Origin of the sequence: Vibrio coralliirubri (assembly GCF_024347375.1) — a bacterium.
In the GTDB taxonomy this organism is placed as follows: domain Bacteria; phylum Pseudomonadota; class Gammaproteobacteria; order Enterobacterales; family Vibrionaceae; genus Vibrio; species Vibrio coralliirubri.
The window spans coordinates 1,641,999-1,663,548 of record NZ_AP025470.1; the positions used below are offsets into that span (position 1 = coordinate 1,641,999).

Below are 21,550 nucleotides of genomic sequence, written 5' to 3' on the forward strand. Positions count from 1 at the left end.
TTGTTTAATTACTTAGCAGTTGAAGTAACTTTAGCTGTAGTAGCATCGAAGCCAACCTCAGGGCCTTTCTCGATCTTACCGCCGTCTGCTTCAATGTAGTAAGCCTTAGAAATTTCTGTGTAGGTTAGGCTGAAAGATTCGCTTGGAAGTGAACCGTCTGTGCCAGACATGTTATAGCTAGACATACGAGCCATCTTAAGCGTTAGAATCAGATATGGATCAGCACCGGAACCTTCACGGTTTGGTTTTGTCATAACGATTTCAACAGTGCGACCTTCTGGACCCGGCGCATATAAGAAAGTGGTTAGATGAGGTGTTGCACCATCACAGCCACGAGTCATGTTGACTTCACCAAGAGCAACCATACCTTGGTCCGCATTGTTTGCATTACCTACATCGATACCAACACCACGTACTGCACTCCAAGAAACGCTATCAAGTGCAAAGAATCCATCTTTACCCCCGATCTTTTCTACCGTTGCTGCACCTTTTGGTGTCGTACCATCAATTCTCATAAAAATAGAAGCCATTACTTTCTCCTTGCTCAACGCATTAATGTGCTTTACCACTCAAAATCTTGCAGGCTGCTCGATGATGAGTTGGAAGTCGGTTCAGATGTTTGGTTTGTATCTGTCGTACTATTTGAACTATCAGGAACTGGCGATACTGCCGCTGGCTCTTCAATAGTCGGTGTTGCTACCGGAGTTCTCTCCGGAGCGGAAGTCATTACTGGAACGGATTTTCCTGACAAATCGGTTTTGTCTAGGTTGTCCATTCCTGTCATTTGATTGATTTGGGCGATGACACTTTCATTGCCAACCATTTCTTGGAGTAACTCAGGGAAGCTCATATAGCCCCAACGAATTGAACGTTCGAGTAAGAATGCAATTGGGCTATGAGGTTCGGTTTCTTTAAAGTACTCTGCGATTTTTCTAATTTCTTGAAACGCATGATCGCGATTAACAATGCCATTGATGCTCGAGACGTTTTGAACAATCGTTTGAGTTTGGTTTTGGGAGGTAAGGCTGTTTAGTGCTTGGGTTTGCCCGTGACTAGCCACGCTTCCGTTACCTTGGTTTACCGGATTAGTTTCCCCAGAATTTTGGCTTGTTTCAATGGCTGGGCTCGAGTCATTCTGGGGGGCACTAGCTTGCTGTAGTGCCGAGTGTGTCGAATCGCCTTCTTGAGGTGCGTCTGTTGAGTTTTGGATAACGTGAAAGTTGTCATCCAACGGCCAAGGAGCGAATTTTTCTCCAACAAGGAAATGTATCGCTTTAATTAAGTCACGTACGTTTGTCTTAATGAAGTTGAAGCTGATTACGGTCGCACCAACAGCTTGGCATTTTTCAGCTAAGTTTTTCTCTGCAATCTCTAATTCATTAAAAATACTCGCTAGTAGATAGAGTGTTTCTGAAACACTTCCATCAAATGAGCCTAATGCTGATTCTTTTAGCTCTGCGATATTGCCTTTACGCTCTGCAGTGAGGTAATCACCAAAAGTAACGCCTGCGCAAAAATTAAGCATTTGAAAAGGAATATAAACGGAGCTTGAATCAACAGACTCACCAACGAGTTGAAGTAGGGGTTTAGTTTTAAATTCAGTGATTTCCTTTGCTTTCCCTGCATCGTCAGAAGCTTTGAGTTTTGCTTCCGGAAGCATAGGGTTTAGCGTATCCCAAAATTGGTCGATGAAAAGGTTTAAAGCCGGGATAGCATTAGCAAGGTTATGAAATGGTTGAGAAGTAAAAAGTTGGCTCGTGATGTACCAACCTAATATCTCTAAGTCTTTAGACTGTGAAGTCAGCGTTTCCTCTGAAATCTTTCTTAATTCAGCCCAGTTGTCTGTATTGGCATCGACGATAGCGGGATCAGACGATGCATCAGGCGTTTCAACCAACTGTCGAAATGAGGATTGAGCGCTATTGTAAACGTTTCTCAAACTGCGATAGGCACTTCGATCTAACTTCAAATAAGAGCCTGAAGGCTCTTCATCTGAGATTGGAACAAGTAGGCGAGCGATTTCTGTCATATACGTCCTGTAAAAATCTATTGTTATCCTGATCGCACCAAAGTGTCATGTTTGATACATAATCCTTATGTTTCGTAAACACTTGTTAACATTTATTAATTCTAGAGCTTTTTCGTGAAAAGTCTCATGCAAAATATATATTTACTCAAAACTTTGAACTTCATCTAAGAAAGTGGACCGATGTCACGGTTTTTTGAAACCCTATGAAAAGTAAGGTATTTAGCCTCCAATCATCACAGTTGGCATACCTAGAACAATCGTACCGCCGTGGCTGGTTGTATCTCCCATGCGTGCTGCTGGTTTACTCATTATGAGCACAGTGGCACTGCCTTTGATGATGCTATCTGGAGGCCCGACACATACGCACATGTCCCCAAGCGTCGCGGCTGGCATATTGCCAATGAGAACTGTTGGTACTCCGGGCCCACTGATTGGCCCACCTACGTGAGGGATCGGCGGAACAGCGGGTGTCTGCATTGGGCAAACGTGCATGTCAGTTAATCGTGCGGCTAACGTCATCAGTAACTCCTATGCCTTACTGCCTTTGGCAAGCTCAAGAGCAATACCAATAGATTTCTTATAGTACTCGTCGGTTTTATCCCAATTGGGCAGTGCTGCGGAGTGGTTTATCGCGCCTGCTACCGCTTTCGAATATAGAAAAGGGTCTGGGAGTACATTGGGTAAATCAGGTGCCACAATGCTGCCAGAACCATTCCAAAATACGGCTTGGGCTAACCAAGAAGGCCCGCAATTTAATTTGAGCTTATTAGAGAATAGTTCACTCTTGCGCCTTTGCTCTTCTGATGGCGATTTGACCCAAGCTTTGGCTGTGGAAATACATTGTTTTTGCATGGCAGACCAGACATCATTTCTCGCATCGAGCGTGTGCGCGCCCCACCAAATGGCTTCTCGAACCGGTAGTCCGTGAGCCAGAAACTGAACCAAATCGAAATAGAGCTCGTTTTCCAACAACGCTTCAATGGAGTCATCAATATTGAGTTCTTCATCGATCAGCGCTTGAGCTTCATCAGAGCTTGAGAACCTGTCGAGTAACTGTCGGCCTGTCTGATACGGAATCTTTTTATACATGTTTTCGTTCTACCTAAATTTGTACTGCGGCGTGGTTTAAGTGTTGGCGATTTAAATTCGCTAATTCACTTTAACAATCGCACCTTTTAACTCACCCATCACGCCACCATCGAAAGTGCCTTTTAGGCCGGATTTGAACTCGGCACTTAATGAACCTTCTGCTGAGAGGGTAGTGTCGGCTTTAATCGCGACACTGAGCCCCTTAATGCTGTTGGAGCTGGTTGCTTCTAAAGCTGTCGTCACACCGGAGATCTTGTTTGCAGATGTAGCCTTGCTGGTCACGTTCATCCCTTCGAGGTTGAGTGCACTGCTGGCTTTGATATTAATGTTGCTGGCTTCGATACTGATTGAAGATGAAGACATGGTGATCTTACTTGAACCAACGGTCAGCTCTATCTTGTCATCGGCTTCAAGTGAAATGGATTTGCCTTTTTCACTGATCGCTTTATCCGAGCTAAGCGTGTAGTTATCTTCTGTTGAAACGGTCACTTGCTTGGTGGTTTTCTGAATCAGCTCACCTTTGATCGTCTCCGTCAGGTTGTTCTCGACCTCTTTGGTGAAGTCTTTGGTCGCGTGCATGTACAACAGCTCATTATCTTTCTTGTCATCGAAATAGAGCTCATTCGCTAAGCCACTTAATTTAGTGCTAATGCCTGTTTTTGTGGCGTTCGCCTCTTTATAAGGTGGCGGATTTTTACTGTTATAAACACTTCCTGTGATAATCGGTTGGTCAGGGTCGCCATCAATGAAGCTGACTAATACCTCTTGTCCGACTCTTGGAATAAACTGAGCACCGTAACCGCTGCCTGCCATCATCTGAGCGACACGCACATAGCAACTTGTTTTGTCGCCAGAGGCTTCGGTATCCCAATGAAATTGAATACGCACGCGGCCTTGATCGTCTTGATTGATTTCACCTGCCGTACTGCCTGCGACAATCGCACTTTGCAGACCGTGGATTTTGGCTTTGTCTCTCGGTGACGGATAATTCGGAATTGATGTATCGAGAAGGGTAAGTTGGGTCTCACAGTGATTATCTGTGTTGTATCGAATGTGAAGTTCTGTGACCAGATAATCGCCGAGTTGAGACTTGTCTAAATGGGAAGATAATGAGAACCAAGTGCCTAATTCAAATGAATCGTGTTGAGCTTCGGCTTCAACGGTTTGATAACTTTGTTCGAGCTGTTCGATTCGCCTTTTGACTAGGTTGCTAGCGAGATCTTCCATCCCACCAGTGATACCGAGGTTAGGGTAAAACTGCTTGGTCAACTTGGTGTTGTTGGCGATCTTATGGCTAGATTTCTTCTCTTTGCTGCTCACCAATTTGGTTTGTGAGTAGTCGTAGCTGGTTAGCTCAATGCTAGCACCATGAAATTGCCCCTGTGGCATCCATTTGTTGATTAATGGATTGCTGCCTGATGGGACCTCAATCATGTCGAGTTTGCTAGCATCCGACTTTTGAAAGGGGCTCTGCGCATCTTGCAGCATCATTAAATGGTCGGAATCGCTGTGTTGGAAAAAGTAGTGAACGCCTTCTTCTGCGAGCAATCGGGTTACGAAATCAAAGTCGCTTTCATCGTATTGAACGCAATATTCGCGTTTAGACGAAGGCATTGTGCCCGTCTTATATGAGCCACTGAAGCCTGCTTGGGTCAACACGTCTGAAACGATGTCTTTCGTTGATTGGTTTTGGTAAACGCGGAAAGAGTGGGTGTGCTTCAATAACCAGAACCAAGGCCTTAGAGTGACGCGGTAACTGGAGTACTGCAGGTTACCGTCCATACCCAGTAATTGAACCTGGGTAACAATACCGTTGAATACTCGCGTAGCGGTCAAATTATCGGTGTCATTAACGAAGCGGGTAATAGAGAGCTTTTGCCCCAATTGATCATCGATGACAAAGTTTTTTGAGATGATGGTTAGTTCGATTTTAAAAGGCTTCGATAAGTACTCAGAAATAGCAAAATCGCTGACTGCATGCTCGTTGCTTTTAGAATCTTTTGCCACAATAGTGCTGGCAGAAGGGGAGAAATTATCCGTCATAGGCTCGCCTGATAATGCTCGAAGATGTTCTGACATAAGGTTATGTCGATACTAACGAACTGACTTAATGTTAAAATTTTATATCTAAATTTATAGCATAAAGTAAATAATATAATAAGCCTGACAACAAAGGCGTGAGGTGTTTCCATTTTATGAAAACTAATACCATTAAATTAATTATGGTAATTGGCTGCTGATTTATATTGTTAAATGTCATTTAAATACAATGATATTGCGACGTAGAGGGGGATATAGGGAGATGTTGAATAATATATAGAATAATGTGTTGCTAGAGATAGTATGCCGTAGTAATAATATAAATATTGCTAGCATGTTACATTTCTGGGCTAGTGGTTATTCAAGGATAGAATAATGGCAAACACAAAAATCTCGTTGCGGTTTACCGTTGGAGGGATGTTTTTACTTGCGACGGTGCTGACGGCGATCGTGGCGGTTTCACTTCAATACTACTTCAGTAAGAAAATGGCAACCGAACATACCTTGTCGAAGTTGACCATGGTATCTCAGGATTTAAGCGACTATATCGGCAACGTCGATTCAGATGCGATAAATACCGCTCGTTTACTCTCTTCAGTGCATCGCTCTATTAGTCATCAAATCTCTCGTGAAGAGTCGCGTGGGATCCTCTCAGAAGCGATAAAAGATAACCCTCTTTTTTACAGTATTTATATAGGTTCTTCTAACGAACGCTTCTTCCAAATTATCAATCTGGAATCTTCTCCTTTTGTTAGAGAAAAAATTGGTGCCGATCGCTCAGACCGCTGGGTGGTGATCGAGATAAGCGACAGGGAAGAAGGGCGGATTCGTACGACTAAGTATTACGACCTTGAGTTTAACCTCAGAGACTCAAAGACTGAGCCGAGCAATTACTTTCCAACGACACGGCCTTGGTATGTTTCCGCGAATACAGAGACGGTTGAGAAAACACAGCCTTATCTTTTCCAGCATCTTCAGATCACAGGACAAACTTACTCCTTAGCTTTTGAATCAAAGGCCGTTGGTGACACGCAACATGTAATCGGCATTGATATTGTGTTGTCTTCGTTAGCGAGCAAGCTTTCTGCGAGCGCGTTAGGTTTAGATGAAGACAGTCAAATTGAGTCCTTTTTGTACTCTAAATCGGGCAATATCATTGCGTCTAATCGAGACACTGAAACGAAACATGCACTCCCTCAGACAAGTAAAATCGATTGGTCTGCTCAGCAACAAGCCGTCATTGAGAACACGCCTCCTTTGTTACTCTCTAACCAAAGCGATTGGGGGCCAATGGATTTTGCAGTATCCGGACAGCCACACGGTTATGCGATTGATCTTCTGAAAATGATCAGCGAAATGAGTGGCGTTAAGTTCGAGTTTGTTAATGGTTTTTCATGGGCGGAGCTAACAGGTAAGTTTCATGAGGGTAGCATCGATGGTTTGCACTCTATTCAGAATTACGCAAGTAACGGAGTAAAAGGCTTATATACGGATGCTATCTATGAGTTGCCTTTCTCTGTCGTCACGCGAGAAAACGCACAGATGGTCTCAAATTATGGAGATCTCAGTGGCAAAAAGGTGGCGATTTTATCTGGGTGGTCGGTGATTCCTCAACTCAGAAAAGATTTCCCAAATATTGAGCTTGTTGAGTTTCCTAGCATGGAATTAGCATTTGACGCTGTTGATCGTGGCGAGAGCTTTGCAGTACTCGACGCTAAGCCTGTGTTGGAATTCTCATTGGATAAGTTTTTCCATGCAAGATTGAAAGTTAATGAAGTGCTGTTGGATCTCAAAGCTAATTACCCAAACCAATTCCACATTGTGTTGCAAAACAAACATCAGCAGCTATTACCAATCCTAAATCAAGCCATTCGCGCACTCACTGACGAACAGAAAGCAGTGTTGTCACAAAAATGGTTCCATCATCATGCTCTCAATACAGGCACAACCATTCCTTATACTGAGCTTTATGAACGTACTGCGACGGCTACTACCGAAGGCGAAATGGTTAAGATTGTGCTTAATGGAGAACCTAAGCGTCTGTATCTGAAAAAGATTGAAACGGGCGAGCACTACTCTGAATATTTTGCCGTTGCGATACCGGAAGCGGAAATCTACAGCGCGGTAAACAAACGAGTTGCTACGTCTATTGGTGTGACGGTGCTTCTTATGAGCCTAACCTTGCCAGTAGCTTGGATCTTTGGTGCGCCTATTGTTCGACCGATCCGTCAACTCAAAGCTGAAACGCAAAAAATTAGGCAGCGTGATTACGACAATGTGTCTGTGCTTAATACGCGAATCAAAGAGGTGTGGGAGCTGTCTGTGGCAGTGAAAGGCATGGCTGCAGAGATTAGACAACATGAACAGACACAAGAGGCGTTTGTGGAGTCGTTTATCAAGCTTATCGCCCAAGCTATCGATGATAAATCCGCTTATACGGCAGGGCACTGTAATCGTGTACCAGAACTCGGCTTGATGTTGGCTGACGCGGCTGAGAAATCACAGTCCGATCATTTCAAAGATTTTCAGTTTAAAAATGATGATGAACGTCGTGAATTCAGAATTGCGGCTTGGCTTCATGATTGTGGCAAGATCACGACACCTGAACACATCGTCGATAAAGGTACGAAGCTAGAAGCGAACTACAACCGAATTCACGAGGTGAGAACTCGATTTGAAGTACTTTGGCGTGATGCGGAAATCACCGCTTTGAGAAAGCAACTTGAAGGTACGCTAACAACGCAGCAAATTTCCGATGAGCTTGCGACAACCAAACAACAGCTACAAGATGACTTTGCTTTTATCGCGACATCGAACGTTGGTGGTGAATTCATGAGTGATGACAAAGTCGCTCGCATTCGCTCGATAGCTGAGACGACTTGGACACGTAACTTTGATGATCAACTTGGTTTATCGCCGGTAGAGGCGTTAAATCGAGAACCGAGTTCGAGCTTACCTGCGACAGAGCCACTGTTAAGTGATAAAGCAGAGCATATAGTGAAAAGAGATAGACCGTTAGAGTTTGACCCGAAACATCAAATCAAAATGGATGTACCTGAGCACTTATACAACCTAGGCGAAGTCTACAATCTGAGTATTGCACGCGGCACGTTGACCGCTGAAGATAGATTCAAGATAAACGAGCACATGCTTGGCACGATTAAGATGCTTGAGAATCTGCCATTCCCGAAAGAGCTAAGCCGTGTTCCACGCTATGCTTCGACGCACCATGAAACGCTCAAAGGTACGGGATACCCAAGGAAACTGACTGGTGATGACCTTTCAATCCCAGAACGTATTCTGGTGATCTCCGATATTTTTGAGGCGTTGACCGCTGCGGATAGGCCTTATAAGAAGGCGAAGCCAATCAGTGTTGCTGTCGACATCATGTACAAAATGGCGTTGGACGAGCATCTCGATATCGAACTGTTTAGATTGTTCTTAACCAGCGGTACTCACCTGCGTTATGCAGAAGAGTATCTCAAACCGGAACAAATTGATTTCGTTGATATCAACAAATACCTAGAAGTTACTCGTCAGATAGCTTGATTAAAGGTTGGCTTGTTAGAACGGGTTCGATGAATGAAAGGCGCACATGAGTGCGTAATGCCGATCAGTTAAGTAAAAAAGACTGGTTGAACGATCCTCCAAGGATGTCAAAATCCGAGTGTTTCTTTAACACTCGGATTTTTTATGTTTCTTAGACAAGCCCTTAATCAAGTCCATAACTTCTCTCCAGAACAGCTCTCAGGGTTATCAGACCTGCTGTCCCCGGAACTCGTCGAACAGTGCCTCCAAGAATCTGGGGTTGCGACTATTCGAAAGCGCAGGTTACCAATGGAAATGATGGTTTGGAGTGTTTTAGGGATGTCCCTTTACCGTCATTTATCGATGGATAAAGTAGTCTCGCAACTTGATATTCTCCTACCGGGTAAGAAGCCATTCGTCGCACCTAGCGCTGTCATACAGGCACGTCACCGACTTGGTTCCGACGTTATGGAAGCCGTGTTCAATCACACTCAACGACTTTGGCACCGCAAGACTCCTCATCCCGATTGGCATGGGTTAACACTTCATGCTGTAGATGGTGTTGTGTGGAGAACACCAGACACTAAAAGTAATGATGAGCATTTTAGTAGAACAGGCAATAAAACAACGATATCTGACTACCCTCAAGTGAGAATGGTCTGCCATATGGAGCTGACCAGTCATTTACTCAACAGCGCTTCATTCGACTCAGTATCTAAAAGTGAAGTCGACCTTACGATCCCGCTTATTGAACAATCTCCCTCAAACAGCTTAACTATTTTTGACCGCGGATTTTACGCCTTGGGCTTACTGCATAAATGGCAAACCAGTGGCGATGAAAAACATTGGCTGCTCCCATTAAGAAAAGGGGCTCAATACACTGTGTTATCGAAGGTAGGCCGAGGACAAGAGCTCGTTGAGCTCAAGCTATCACCTCAAGCTCAAAAGAAGTGGGTTGATGCCCCCAAAACTCTCCAAGCTCGTTTAATCACAAAGACGATTAAAGGAAAAGAAGTCCGACTATTAACGTCAATGATAGACACGATGAAATATCCTGGTGCTGATATCGCCGAACTATATAGCCATCGTTGGGAAATAGAGTTGGGGTATCGTGAGATGAAGCAATACATGCTTCAGAACCAACTTACGTTAAGAAGCAAAAAGCCAGAGTTAGTGAATCAAGAGCTTTGGGGAATGCTGGTTGCTTACAATCTACTGCGGTTCATGATGTGTCAAATGGCCTATCATCAGAAGTCAGTGATGCCTTATCAAATCGGCTTTAAACAGGCTTCATTATTCCTTGTTGGACAGCTTCAATTATTACCAGCGGTCGCACCGGGACGAATCCCAGAAGTAATAAACTACATACTGGATATGTCAGAAAGCTTTGTTTTACCTGAGAGGCGAGAACGAAGTTACCCAAGAGCAGTAAAAAAGAGGCCTTGTCGCTATGCGACAAGGCCTCCAAGAAGACGCTAAACGATGCTTAACTTACAAGCATTACACATGAGTGCGCCTTTTTTATATCTGTTTATCGGTGAGCAGGAGGATAGACACAAAGGGATCTGCGTTTGACAAGTTCGGCTATAAGTTGTCGACACATCGATTTCAAATGATTTTAGGGTAGTTATCGGGCTAGTGGTTGTTAATCTATTTAACGTTATAAATAACAATTGGTTAAGTTGTTTTTGGTGCCTTTTTGGTGAATTTTTATCGTCTATAAAAAATACTACCTTAGTCTAAATTGTCGACAATTGGCTTGATTGTCGACAATTTAATCGTGTATTTTATGTTCATGTTATGAAATTGTTGACAATTAAGGTTCAGCAATCAGAAGTGAGCAGCGTGAATATGAATACTGCGATAAAAGATCTCAGCTTAAGTGCAAACACGAAGACACGTGTGAGCGATAAAGAGAACACTAAATCAGAAAACCTCACTGAGTATCTCGTTGAAGCGATTGTTAACGGTGAATTACCACCGGGCAGTAAGATCTCGGAACCTGAACTGGCTAAACGCTTTGAGGTAAGCCGAGGTCCACTACGTGAAGCGATAATGCGTGTTGAAGGGCTTGGCTTGATTGAACGCATTCCTCATGTAGGAGCTCGAGTTATTACCTTTTCGGCAGACAAACTACTCGAGTTGTACGCAGTGCGAGAGGCATTGGAAGGCATGGCGGCTCGACTCGCAGCGAGACATATCACACAAGAAGAGCTTGTCGGGCTTGAAGGGTTATTGTCGACACACTCAAAACACATCGATGAAGTCGAAGGTTCTTCTTACTTTCATCAACATGGGGATTTCGATTTTCATTACCGCATTATTAAAGCGAGTCGTAACAGCAAACTCATTTCGTTGCTGTGTGACGAGCTTTATCACCTATTACGCATGTATCGCTACCAATCGCCAAGAGCACAGTCTCGTCCAAAAAAGGCGCTTGATGAACATAAATACATCCTACAAGCGATTCGCAACCGTGATGAAGAGCTAGCAGAAATGCTAATGCGAAGACACATCTCGGGAAGTAGATTACTTATAGAACAACAAATTCAATCCAAAGATCTTGATTAACTGGCGACTGGTATTTGCCAGCGGTTCTTCGCTGGCGAGAGCTAAACATCAGTAGTTATAAAAGTTAGATAGAAATAAACAATTAACAGGGAGCGTCATTATGAAGTTATCAGCAGGAGCTAAATTCCGTCAAGCTGTGCAAGACAACGACCCATTACAGATTGTCGGTACGGTGAATCCGTATTGCGCGATGATGGCAAAGAACTTGGGGCATCAGGCGATCTATTTGTCTGGTGGAGGCATCGCCAATGCGTCTTATGGTTTGCCAGATTTAGGCATCACCACATTGAACGATGTGTTGGTCGATGTTGAACGTATTACTAACGCATGTGATCTGCCATTGCTGGTGGATATCGATACGGGATTTGGTGGCGCATTCAATATTGCACGTACCATTCGAGCGATGGAAAAAGCGGGTGCAGCTGCGATACACATGGAAGACCAAGTCGCGCAAAAACGCTGTGGTCATCGACCAAATAAAGCGATTGTGAGCCAACAAGAGATGGTCGATAGAGTCAAAGCGGCAACCGATGCTAGAACCGATGACAGCTTTGTGATTATGGCGCGTACAGATGCATTGGCGGTTGAAGGCATTGATAGCGCGATTGAGCGAGCGATTGCGTGTGTTGAAGCGGGCGCAGACATGATCTTCCCTGAGGCGATGAATCAACTCGATCAATACGTGAAGTTCTCGGCAGCGCTGAAATCAGCAACGGGTAAGCACGTGCCTATTCTTGCGAACATCACTGAATTTGGCCAAACACCACTCTACAACTGTAACGAGTTAGCCCAATCAAGTGTCGACATGGTGCTTTACCCATTGAGTGCATTCCGCGCGATGAATAAAGCGGCGGAGAATGTTTACAAGCACTTGCTAGTTGAAGGCAATCAAGAAGCTCTGTTGGATTCAATGCAAACTCGTAAAGAGCTTTACGAACACCTGAATTACCACGACTACGAGAACAAGCTTGATCAGTTGTTTTCAAGCGAAGAGTAAACCGGTTTCAATTAATCAAAAATCAACTTAATCCAATAACGTGAAATGGTTGGTCGCCATATCCAGTACCGATGATAAAGATCATCGGACACATAAACAGGCAGCACCAAAGAGTGCAGGCGACTAACACAGAAAAGGAGTTCACCATGTCTGTATCTTTGAGTGATAAAGCAGCTGTCGATAAGGCTTCAACAGAAAACCAACAACAAAGCGAAAAAACAGCCAGCACACCTGCAATCGGTGGTGCTGGTCTACGTGGCCAGAGTGCGGGAACCACGGCGCTATGTACGGTAGGAAAATCAGGAACTGGTTTAACCTACCGTGGTTATGATATTACCGACCTTGCTAATCATGCTCAGTTCGAAGAAGTGGCGCATCTGTTACTAAGAGGTCATTTGCCCACTGAAAAAGAGTTAGACGATTACAAAACATTGTTGATTGGTTTGCGTGGCTTGCCTCAACCTTTGAAAGCAGCACTAGAGCTTATCCCTGCAGACGCTCATCCAATGGATGTGATGAGAACGGGTTGTTCAATGTTAGGTAATCTAGAGCAAGAGTCTGATTTTTCTGAGCAACTGTCCGCGACCGAACGAATGCTCGCACTTTTCCCTGCGATTATTTGTTACTGGTATCGCTTTAGCCATGATGGCGTGCGCATTGACACTGAAGATCAAAGTGAAGCGTGTCTGGGGGGCTACTTCTTGAAGATGTTAACGGATAAAGCACCGAGTGAACTTCACAAGGAGGTCATGCACTGCTCGCTAACTTTGTATGCGGAACATGAGTTTAATGCTTCTACTTTTGCCGCTCGTGTGTGTGCATCAACACTGTCAGATATCCACTCTTGTGTCACCGCAGCGATTGGTACATTGAGAGGTCCTTTACATGGCGGTGCGAATGAAGCCGCGATGGAAATGATCCAAGATTGGCAAACCGCTGATGAAGCGGAAACGAACATCATGAATATGCTTGCTAACAAAGACAAGATCATGGGCTTCGGTCATGCCATTTATCGTGAAAGCGACCCTCGAAATGCTCTAATCAAGCGTTGGTCAAAAGAGCTTGCTCAAGAGGTGGGAGATAAACAGCTTTATGCCGTTTCTGAGCGTGTTGAAGCTGTAATGAAGCGCGAGAAAGGGCTGTTCTGTAATGCGGACTTCTTCCATGCATCGGCTTACCACTTCATGGATATCCCAACCAAACTGTTTACTCCGATTTTCGTGATGAGCCGCCTTACGGGTTGGACAGCACATGTGTTCGAACAAAGAGAAAACAATCGCATTATTCGTCCAAGCGCAGACTACACCGGGCCAGAGCATCAAGACTGGCTACCAATCCATTTACGTTAGTCCTCTATATCGAACCGACTTATATCTCGAGGTGACTTTTCTCTTCATGTGATAAGGCCTCGAGAACCAAAGAATAGAATTTAACAGATAATGGTGGATGTATGTCTGATGTGAAAGTTGAGAAAAACCAGAGCCTTGATGAAAATGCAAGCCTTGAAAATAGAAAGTACAGAAAGGTTCTACCGGGAACGGGCTTAGAATATTTCGACGCTTGCGAAGCGGTAGAAGCGATATCTCCGGGCAGTTATAAAACCTTGCCCTATACGTCGAGAGTATTGGCAGAGCAATTAGTAAGACGCTGTGATCCTAAAACCCTTGAAGACAGCTTAAAACAGATCATTGACCGTAAGAGCGACCTAGATTTCCCTTGGTATCCTGCGCGCGTTGTGTGTCATGACATTCTTGGTCAAACAGCCCTGGTTGATTTGGCTGGATTAAGAGACGCGATTGCCGACCAAGGCGGAGATCCTGCCAAGGTGAATCCCGTTGTCGAAACTCAGTTGATTGTTGATCACTCTTTGGCAGTGGAACACGCAGGTTTTGATAGCCAAGCGCTTGATAAAAACCGAGCGATTGAAGAGCGCAGAAACGAAGACCGTTTTCACTTTATCGAATGGTGTAAAACCGCGTTTAAAAACGTGAGTGTGATTCCTGCGGGTAATGGGATCATGCACCAGATTAACTTGGAGAAAATGTCTCCGGTTATTCAATCTAAAGAAGGTATCGCTTTCCCTGATACCTGTGTTGGTACCGATAGCCATACACCGCACGTTGATGCTCTGGGCGTTATTGCGATTGGTGTGGGCGGCTTGGAAGCTGAGACAGTGATGCTCGGTCGTCCGTCAATGATGCGTTTGCCTGATATTGTAGGCGTTAAACTGACGGGTCAACGACAAGAAGGGATAACCGCAACGGATATTGTGCTTGCGATTACTGAGTTTCTTCGTAATCAGAGAGTGGTCTCGAGTTACTTGGAATTCTTTGGTGAAGGGGCTCGTGCACTGACAACTGGTGACCGCGCAACCATCTCCAACATGACGCCAGAGTACGGTGCGACGGCAGGCATGTTCTACATCGATGAACAGACCATTCAATACTTGAAGCTTACGGGCCGTGAGCCTGAGCAGGTTGAATTAGTCGAACGCTACGCCAAGCAAACCGGGTTATGGGCTGACGAGCTAGACTCCGCTCAATATGAGCTTGTATTAGAGTTTGATTTATCGAAGGTTGAGCGCAATCTTGCAGGGCCGTCTAACCCACATCGTCGTTTGCCAACCAGAGAGCTGGCTGAACAAGGTATTAGTCAAACATCTTGGAAAGAGCAGCATGCTAAGCAGTACAGCGACGAGCAGATGCCCGATGGTGCCGTAATCATTGCGGCAATTACTTCTTGTACCAACACCAGCAATCCAAGAAACGTAGTAGCCGCAGCATTGGTGGCAAAGAAAGCCAATCAGCTTGGATTAGTTCGTAAGCCGTGGGTGAAAACGTCATTTGCTCCGGGTTCTAAAGTTGCCAAGCTCTATCTCGAGTCGGCAGGTTTGCTTCCTGAGCTGGAACAATTAGGTTTCGGTATCGTCGGCTATGCATGTACTACCTGTAACGGAATGAGTGGGGCATTGGATCCTAAAATCCAACAAGAGATCATCGACCGCGACCTGTATTCAACCGCTGTGTTATCGGGGAATCGAAACTTTGATGGTCGAATCCATCCTTATGCAAAACAAGCGTTTTTAGCCTCACCGCCATTGGTAGTTGCTTACGCGTTGGCTGGCACGATTCGCTTTGATATCGAGAAAGATAGCTTAGGCACTGACAGCAACGGCAAACCAATCTACTTAAGTGATTTATGGCCGAGTGATGCGGAGATCGATGCTGTTGTCGGTGAGCATGTTAAGCCTCAGCAATTCCAACAAATCTACGTGAAAATGTTCCAGCCAGACGAGGATCAGGTAACGACAGAACCGCTTTATGACTGGCGACCTCAAAGTACCTATATTCGTAGACCACCTTATTGGGAAGGAGCTCTTGCGGGAAAACGAAGCCTATCTGGTATGAGGCCTTTGGCTATTCTGGGGGACAACATCACTACGGATCACTTGTCTCCATCAAATGCGATTCTCGCTTCGAGTGCGGCGGGGGAATACCTCACAAAAATGGAAGTGCCGGAAGAGGACTTTAATTCTTACGCGACCCATCGAGGTGATCACTTAACCGCGCAACGAGCAACATTCGCCAACCCTAAGCTGTTTAACGAAATGGTGAAGGACGCTGGAAAAGTCGTGCAAGGTTCATTAGCAAGAGTTGAACCCGAGGGGCAAGTTACGCGAATGTGGGAAGCGATAGAAACCTACATGACTCGCAAGCAACCCTTGATTGTCGTTGCTGGCGCGGATTACGGACAAGGTTCATCACGTGACTGGGCAGCCAAAGGGGTGCGATTAGCGGGTGTTGAAGTGATTGTGGCAGAAGGGTTTGAACGAATTCACAGAACCAACTTGGTTGGCATGGGTGTGCTGCCTCTGCAATTCAAAGCGGGGACCAATCGCAACACCTTAGAGCTGGATGGCACTGAGCTTTACGACGTGTACGGCGACATTGAAGCAGGTTCTGATTTGGCTCTAGTCATCACACGTAAAAACGGTGAAAAGCTGGATGTGCCAGTAACCTGTCGACTAGACACTGCAGACGAAGTGAATGTGTACAGCGCTGGTGGCGTGTTGCAACGTTTCGCCAAAGACTTTCTCGCCCAGTAGGAGCTTGTGATGAACACTAAACAGATAAAAGTACCGGCTACCTACATGCGGGGCGGAACAAGCAAAGGCGTTTTCTTCAACTTAAGTGACTTACCTGAAGCTGCGCAATTTGCCGGAGAAGCTCGAGACGCATTACTTCTGCGCGTGATTGGTAGTCCAGATCCTTATGGCAAACAAACCGACGGCATGGGTGGCGCAACATCCAGTACCAGTAAAACCGTTATTGTTTCGAAAAGCAGTAAAGCCGATCACGATGTTGATTACCTATTCGGTCAAGTAGCAATAGACAAGCCGTTCGTTGATTGGAGTGGTAACTGCGGCAATTTGTCTGCTGCAGTAGGCCCATTTGCTATTCATAGTGGCCTCGTCGATTCGAATCGTATTCCAGAAAACGGTGTGGTCGAGGTGCGAGTATGGCAAGTAAACATAGAGAAAACTATCATTGTTCATGTACCTATCGCTGATGGAGAAGTCCAAGAGTTAGGTGACTTTGAGCTCGATGGTGTTACTTTCCCTGCCGCGGAGATCCAAGTCGATTTTCTAGACCCAGCCGATGCTCGTGGCTCTATGTTCCCAACAGGGAATGTTGTCGATTTTTTAGATGTTCCAGATCTGGGTTGCATCAAAGCAACTTACATTAATGCAGGGATACCCACCATTTTTGTTGATGCTGAAGCTGTGGGCTATCAAGGCACAGAGCTTCAATCGGATATTAACAGTGATACCAAAGCCTTGGCTCTGTTTGAATCCATTCGAGCACATGGTGCAGTCGCGATGGGGCTTATCGATTCCCTAGAGCAAGCAGAATCACGCCAACATACACCTAAAGTTGCGTTTGTTGCTAAGCCTCAAGCGTACCGAGCCTCAAGTGGTAAATCGGTTGCTGTTGAAGATACTGACCTTCTTGTGCGTGCTTTGTCTATGGGGCAACTTCATCACGCTATGATGGGTACGGCTGCGGTTGCTATTGCTTCAGCAGCAAGCGTCCCGGGGACTTTAGTTAACTTGGCAGCTGGTGAGGGGGCTCGAGATTTCGTGACCTTTGGCCACCCGTCAGGAACCTTAAAAGTGGGTGCTAAAGCGATACAAGGCGAAAGTGGGTGGAGAATTGAGAGGGCGATTATGAGTCGTAGTGCCCGAGTGATCATGGAAGGTGCCATTCGTGTGCCTTTTCCCAAGTAAAGCGATTGTCGTGAACGGTTAAATGTTCACGAACACTACGCTGAGAAAAGAGTGCACCCAAGTGACACTGCTAAAAGCTAGTTGCTTGGACAAATGGATAAATCATGGAGGAGGCACTATGTCTGCTACGAATCGAATGACTAGAAAAACAGATTACATCACCGAGTATCAATGGGCGAGGGAAGACCCAAATTCGTTTTGGGAAACACAATCACAAGCAATTGATTGGTTTGAGTCACCTAAAACGATATTACAAACTGACGATAATGGCATTGAGCGTTGGTTTCCTGATGGGGTGATGAACACCTGCTGGTTGGCGCTGGATTATCATTGTGAAAATGGGCGAGGTGATAATACTGCGCTGATTTACGACTCTCCAGTTACTGGAACTCAATCCTCGTACACTTACAATCAATTGCGTAACCAAGTGGCTAAAGTCGCAGGTATGTTAGCGACGCAAGGTGTGACCAAAGGCGATCGTGTGGTTATCTATATGCCAATGATTCCTGAAGCGGCAATGGCCATGCTGGCTTGTGCTCGACTAGGCGCGGTGCATTCGGTGGTGTTTGGTGGTTTTGCCCCTCATGAGCTTGCCGTTCGAATTGAAGATGCTGAGCCCAAGGTGTTGATTACTGCCTCCTGCGGTGTGGAGATAAATAAAGTCCTGCCATATAAGCCGATGGTTGATCGAGCGATCATGGACAGTCGTTGGAAGCCCGAGAAAGTGGTGGTATTCCAAAGAGAGCAGTCTCTAGCCGAATTGAACAATGAACGCGATGTACTTTGGCAACAAGCGGTTAACGATGCTTTGCCTCACGTATGTGTGCCTGTTCTAGCGGTTGACCCACTATATATATTGTATACATCAGGGACGACGGGTAAGCCAAAAGGTGTGGTACGTGACAATGGCGGTCATGCGGTCGCGATGAAATACTCGATGAGCACTATCTACGATATGCCGCAAGATGGTGTGTTTTGGGCGGCTTCTGATGTCGGCTGGGTAGTGGGGCATTCCTACATTGTGTATGCGCCATTGATTCATGGTTGCACAACCATTTTGTTTGAAGGTAAGCCAGTACGAACGCCAGATCCGGGCGCCTTCTGGCGTGTGTGTGAAGAGTACAAGGTCGATGTATTGTTTTCTGCTCCAACGGCATTTAGAGCCATTAAGAAAGAAGATCCTGAAGGCGAGTTGCTCACCAAGTATGACTTATCATCGCTCAAGTCGATTTTTATGGCGGGAGAGCGTTTGGACCCTCCAACATTGGATTGGGTTGAGTCTCATACCAATAAACCAGTTATCGATCATTGGTGGCAAACAGAAACAGGTTGGGCCATTTCCGCCAATCCAACAGGGTTAGAATCTTTACCAGTGAAAGCGGGCTCTTCCACTAAACCTGTTCCGGGTTACCAAGTGGAGATTCTCAATGAACTCGGTGAAGTCGCTCAACCTAATCAACAAGGGTTTGTGGCTCTTAAACGCCCGTTGCCACCCGGCTGTCTACCAACGGTTTGGCGTAATCATGATCGATTTGAATCTGGCTATCTGAGCCAATTCCCGGGTTATTACGTTTCGGGTGATGGCGGCTATCTCGATGAAGATGGGTATCTGTTTATCATGGGGCGTATTGATGACGTGATAAACGTAGCGGGGCATCGTCTGTCGACAGGAGAAATGGAAGAGATCGTGGGTGGTCACCCAGCCATTGCAGAATGTGCGGTAGTCGGTATTCACGATGACTTGAAAGGACAACTTCCTTTAGGTCTAGTTGTGTTAAAAGATGGCGTAAAAGTCGATGGCATTGAGTTGCAAGCGGAGTTGGTTGGCAAGGTTCGCAATGAGATCGGCGCGGTCGCTTGTTTTAAGCAAGCCTTGGTTGTTGAGAGACTACCCAAGACACGTTCAGGTAAGATCTTACGCAGAACTATCCGACAGATCGCAGAAGGCGAACAATATGTGGTGCCTTCGACGATTGACGACCCTACCAGCTTAACTGAAATTGCTGAAAAGCTCGGCAAATAGACGTCGCAGTTTAGGTAATCTCACCTTCAGCTTGTTGCTTTATACATAAGCTAGCGTGATGGTTTACCTAAACTCTACTTTATTCATCCGCTTATCCATTGCGTTTACTATGACCTCATTATGAATCCCACATATTGAGGTCTTTTTATGCGAGCTTACTTTTTGTTGATTGCTTTATTGGTCAGTGGTGCTGCTAGTGCCAGTATTTCAAAGGATGAAGCGAGTAGAGCGTTGTTAGAACCTTTGAGTCATCCCAAGGTATTTAAATGTGTGTCCAAGACTGGCGTCGATCTCTATCAAGCGGTTTTTGATATTGGTGTGGGATATGAAGCCGACCCTATTAACTCGAAGATGATCGTTAATTCAAGGAAAGGCCGCTACGAATATCAAATCCTAGGCGCGGTAAGATCTGAAAGAGCCGGTGAAATTGTCGTGTTAACTCGTCATGTGGGAGACGGTGTTAAAGTTGCTGCGATGATTGATGACGAAAATGGCAAGATACTGGGGATCGGCGATAAAAATCATTATCGAGATTGCGGTGTTAGGCCACCACCTAGCGTAGCAAACATGCAAAACTTTTGGTCTAAAGGCTAAGAGAGATATGTGAAAGACAAGAATTATTGAGAAAGCACGATTGAGGCGACCTTATTGGTCGCCTTTTTTGTTGGTGAGGATAAAGCGAGCTCAAAGCTATATATCATTAATCAGTTATGCGATGGCTGAATAATACATAGCTGAACATGATGTATCGTCTAAACGTGGCTTTATTTATCTCATTAACGGTTCTGCTTAAGATGGCTCTACTCCAAACGAAGAACTAAGCGAGACTCCTATGAAATTCACTAAACCTTTTCTTTTAGCGACACTGATTGTGACTCTTTCTGGTTGCGCATCACCAGCAATGGATAACGAAAATGAGAATGCCGCACGTAATCGTGGTGCTGTAGGTGGTGCTTTATTAGGAGCGACAGCAGGCGCTCTAACTGGAGATGCGAGTTTAGCCGTAAAGGGTGCTGCATTAGGTGGCGTGACCGGTGGCGTTGCGGGTTCAATGAAAGATACAGATGATGCAAGAAACGCACAACGAACCCAAGTTACTGCTGATGGTCTAGCGCAAGACAATCGCACCGATGCAGAAAAACGAGTTGCTGAAGTTGAGGCTGAAATTAAGCTTATTGAACTAGAGCAACAGCTTGCTGATCTCAAAGAAGAGAAAGAAGATAACGGTGCATAAAGCTGAAACTACAGCAAAAGCCACAGCCACGGCAAAAGCCACAGCTTCGATATTCGTTTAATTCAAAATCATTCAAACAGAATGGCCACGTAATGTGGCCGTTTTTGTATCTAAAATACACACTTCAAACAATGAATTAATTCAATAACTTGTATAGATACTCACGCCAAGTAAACTAGACTCAGTTTAGATATTAATTTGGTTTGAGAAGCGCAATAGTCATGAATGTCACCTTAAGGGCCGCAAAGCACGCGGATTTGGAACAACTTAACGAGTTAATGTTCGATCTCCACCATCATCACCACCTTGCTAGCCCAGAGCACTTTAAAACGGCAGAAGAGATTGAGCAGGAAAAAAGCATTGCACGATACTTGGATGATCCTGAATGTTTGGTTTATGTGGCATTAAAAGGTGAGCTCATTGTTGGCTTTATCTCTGGGCATTTTTGTGAGCTTATCTCAACGGTAAGTAAACCAGTGCCGATGGGGAGTGTCGATGAACTGTTTGTGTTGCCTGATTATCGAAAAGAATCAATTGCTGAAAAGTTGTTTAACAAAGTTGAAAGTACTTTTGATGATTATGGGGTTGAACAAGTCTTTGTAGAAGTTTGGGACTTTAACTCACCTGCCAAGGACTTCTATCAAAAAATGGGGTTCACACCTCACATTCAATGGATGAGGAAGGCTTTGCACAAAACGTAGACAGCGATTTTGTGTGGCTTTGATTACAATAGTTCAACTGCAACAGCAGTC

Annotated in this window: 16 protein-coding genes; 11 read left to right on the plus strand and 5 right to left on the minus strand. The window is 45.1% G+C overall.

The features are described 5' to 3' along the window. Positions 1-8: 8 nt before the first annotated feature. The 5 genes from OCV20_RS07465 to OCV20_RS07485 all read right to left on the minus strand — a co-directional run bounded on the left by OCV20_RS07465 (position 9) and on the right by OCV20_RS07485 (position 5,161). Positions 9-530, minus strand: coding sequence for an Hcp family type VI secretion system effector (locus OCV20_RS07465; RefSeq protein WP_017110736.1), 522 nt, complete (start codon positions 528-530; stop codon positions 9-11). A 32-nt stretch (positions 531-562) separates the two neighbouring features. Beyond that, positions 563-2,029 carry a type VI secretion system protein TssA gene (locus OCV20_RS07470; protein ID WP_086774611.1) on the minus strand — a complete coding sequence of 489 codons (1,467 nt, stop codon included), beginning with the start codon at positions 2,027-2,029 and terminating at the stop codon, positions 563-565. A gap of 219 nt (positions 2,030-2,248) precedes the next feature. Continuing rightward, a complete protein-coding gene (locus OCV20_RS07475) occupies positions 2,249-2,548 on the minus strand; it encodes a PAAR domain-containing protein (RefSeq protein WP_017110734.1) in 300 nt (99 codons plus the stop codon). A 9-nt stretch (positions 2,549-2,557) separates the two neighbouring features. Further along, positions 2,558-3,118, minus strand: coding sequence for a DUF6931 family protein (locus tag OCV20_RS07480; protein ID WP_048606891.1), 561 nt, complete (start codon positions 3,116-3,118; stop codon positions 2,558-2,560). Between the two features lie 60 nt (positions 3,119-3,178). Continuing rightward, positions 3,179-5,161, minus strand: a complete 1,983-nt coding sequence (locus tag OCV20_RS07485) for a type VI secretion system Vgr family protein (protein ID WP_086774612.1) — start codon at positions 5,159-5,161, stop codon at positions 3,179-3,181. 372 nt (positions 5,162-5,533) lie between these two features. On the opposite strand from OCV20_RS07485, the gene OCV20_RS07490 reads away from it, so the two are divergent. The 11 genes from OCV20_RS07490 to OCV20_RS07540 all read left to right on the plus strand — a co-directional run bounded on the left by OCV20_RS07490 (position 5,534) and on the right by OCV20_RS07540 (position 21,499). Then, positions 5,534-8,707 (plus strand): HD domain-containing phosphohydrolase, encoded by a 3,174-nt coding sequence (locus OCV20_RS07490; protein ID WP_086774613.1) that lies wholly within the window; start codon positions 5,534-5,536, stop codon positions 8,705-8,707. Between the two features lie 144 nt (positions 8,708-8,851). Further along, positions 8,852-10,165: an IS4 family transposase gene (locus tag OCV20_RS07495; RefSeq protein ID WP_086775497.1), complete on the plus strand. Its 1,314-nt coding sequence runs from the start codon at positions 8,852-8,854 to the stop codon at positions 10,163-10,165. A 372-nt stretch (positions 10,166-10,537) separates the two neighbouring features. Next, positions 10,538-11,257, plus strand: a complete 720-nt coding sequence (locus tag OCV20_RS07500; RefSeq protein ID WP_086775862.1) for a GntR family transcriptional regulator — start codon at positions 10,538-10,540, stop codon at positions 11,255-11,257. Positions 11,258-11,357: 100 nt separating this feature from the next. Next, entirely contained in the window at positions 11,358-12,254 is an 897-nt protein-coding gene (gene prpB / locus OCV20_RS07505) for a methylisocitrate lyase (protein WP_048616363.1), read from the plus strand. A 146-nt stretch (positions 12,255-12,400) separates the two neighbouring features. Next, positions 12,401-13,603 (plus strand): bifunctional 2-methylcitrate synthase/citrate synthase, encoded by a 1,203-nt coding sequence (gene prpC / locus OCV20_RS07510; RefSeq protein WP_086775851.1) that lies wholly within the window; start codon positions 12,401-12,403, stop codon positions 13,601-13,603. 101 nt (positions 13,604-13,704) lie between these two features. Next, positions 13,705-16,359 (plus strand): Fe/S-dependent 2-methylisocitrate dehydratase AcnD, encoded by a 2,655-nt coding sequence (gene acnD / locus OCV20_RS07515; RefSeq protein ID WP_086775852.1) that lies wholly within the window; start codon positions 13,705-13,707, stop codon positions 16,357-16,359. A gap of 9 nt (positions 16,360-16,368) precedes the next feature. Continuing rightward, positions 16,369-17,541 carry a 2-methylaconitate cis-trans isomerase PrpF gene (gene prpF / locus OCV20_RS07520; RefSeq protein ID WP_086775853.1) on the plus strand — a complete coding sequence of 391 codons (1,173 nt, stop codon included), beginning with the start codon at positions 16,369-16,371 and terminating at the stop codon, positions 17,539-17,541. 118 nt (positions 17,542-17,659) lie between these two features. Further along, positions 17,660-19,564, plus strand: coding sequence for a propionyl-CoA synthetase (locus OCV20_RS07525; RefSeq protein WP_086775854.1), 1,905 nt, complete (start codon positions 17,660-17,662; stop codon positions 19,562-19,564). A gap of 147 nt (positions 19,565-19,711) precedes the next feature. Next, positions 19,712-20,158, plus strand: a complete 447-nt coding sequence (locus OCV20_RS07530) for a hypothetical protein (protein ID WP_050648228.1) — start codon at positions 19,712-19,714, stop codon at positions 20,156-20,158. A gap of 238 nt (positions 20,159-20,396) precedes the next feature. Further along, positions 20,397-20,798: a glycine zipper domain-containing protein gene (locus OCV20_RS07535; protein WP_017062298.1), complete on the plus strand. Its 402-nt coding sequence runs from the start codon at positions 20,397-20,399 to the stop codon at positions 20,796-20,798. 221 nt (positions 20,799-21,019) lie between these two features. Next, the gene (locus OCV20_RS07540; protein ID WP_009846623.1) at positions 21,020-21,499 is read left to right on the plus strand and encodes a GNAT family N-acetyltransferase; all 480 of its coding nucleotides are present in this window, start codon (positions 21,020-21,022) and stop codon (positions 21,497-21,499) included. The last annotated feature ends 51 nt before the right edge of the window (positions 21,500-21,550 follow it).

Excerpts from the sequence above, each read along its gene's own strand:
- prpB (WP_048616363.1), top strand. The coding sequence starts at position 11,358 with ATGAAGTTATCAGCAGGAGCTAAATTCCGTCAAGCTGTGCAAGACAAC.
- acnD (WP_086775852.1), top strand. The coding sequence starts at position 13,705 with ATGTCTGATGTGAAAGTTGAGAAAAACCAGAGCCTTGATGAAAATGCA.
- OCV20_RS07470 (WP_086774611.1), bottom strand. The coding sequence starts at position 2,029 with ATGACAGAAATCGCTCGCCTACTTGTTCCAATCTCAGATGAAGAGCCT.
- OCV20_RS07490 (WP_086774613.1), top strand. The coding sequence starts at position 5,534 with ATGGCAAACACAAAAATCTCGTTGCGGTTTACCGTTGGAGGGATGTTT.
- OCV20_RS07500 (WP_086775862.1), top strand. The coding sequence starts at position 10,538 with ATGAATACTGCGATAAAAGATCTCAGCTTAAGTGCAAACACGAAGACA.
- OCV20_RS07485 (WP_086774612.1), bottom strand. The coding sequence starts at position 5,161 with ATGACGGATAATTTCTCCCCTTCTGCCAGCACTATTGTGGCAAAAGAT.
- prpC (WP_086775851.1), top strand. The coding sequence starts at position 12,401 with ATGTCTGTATCTTTGAGTGATAAAGCAGCTGTCGATAAGGCTTCAACA.
- OCV20_RS07495 (WP_086775497.1), top strand. The coding sequence starts at position 8,852 with ATGTTTCTTAGACAAGCCCTTAATCAAGTCCATAACTTCTCTCCAGAA.
- prpF (WP_086775853.1), top strand. The coding sequence starts at position 16,369 with ATGAACACTAAACAGATAAAAGTACCGGCTACCTACATGCGGGGCGGA.
- OCV20_RS07535 (WP_017062298.1), top strand. The coding sequence starts at position 20,397 with ATGAAATTCACTAAACCTTTTCTTTTAGCGACACTGATTGTGACTCTT.
- OCV20_RS07465 (WP_017110736.1), bottom strand. The coding sequence starts at position 530 with ATGGCTTCTATTTTTATGAGAATTGATGGTACGACACCAAAAGGTGCA.
- OCV20_RS07530 (WP_050648228.1), top strand. The coding sequence starts at position 19,712 with ATGCGAGCTTACTTTTTGTTGATTGCTTTATTGGTCAGTGGTGCTGCT.
- OCV20_RS07475 (WP_017110734.1), bottom strand. The coding sequence starts at position 2,548 with ATGACGTTAGCCGCACGATTAACTGACATGCACGTTTGCCCAATGCAG.
- OCV20_RS07540 (WP_009846623.1), top strand. The coding sequence starts at position 21,020 with ATGAATGTCACCTTAAGGGCCGCAAAGCACGCGGATTTGGAACAACTT.
- OCV20_RS07480 (WP_048606891.1), bottom strand. The coding sequence starts at position 3,118 with ATGTATAAAAAGATTCCGTATCAGACAGGCCGACAGTTACTCGACAGG.
- OCV20_RS07525 (WP_086775854.1), top strand. The coding sequence starts at position 17,660 with ATGTCTGCTACGAATCGAATGACTAGAAAAACAGATTACATCACCGAG.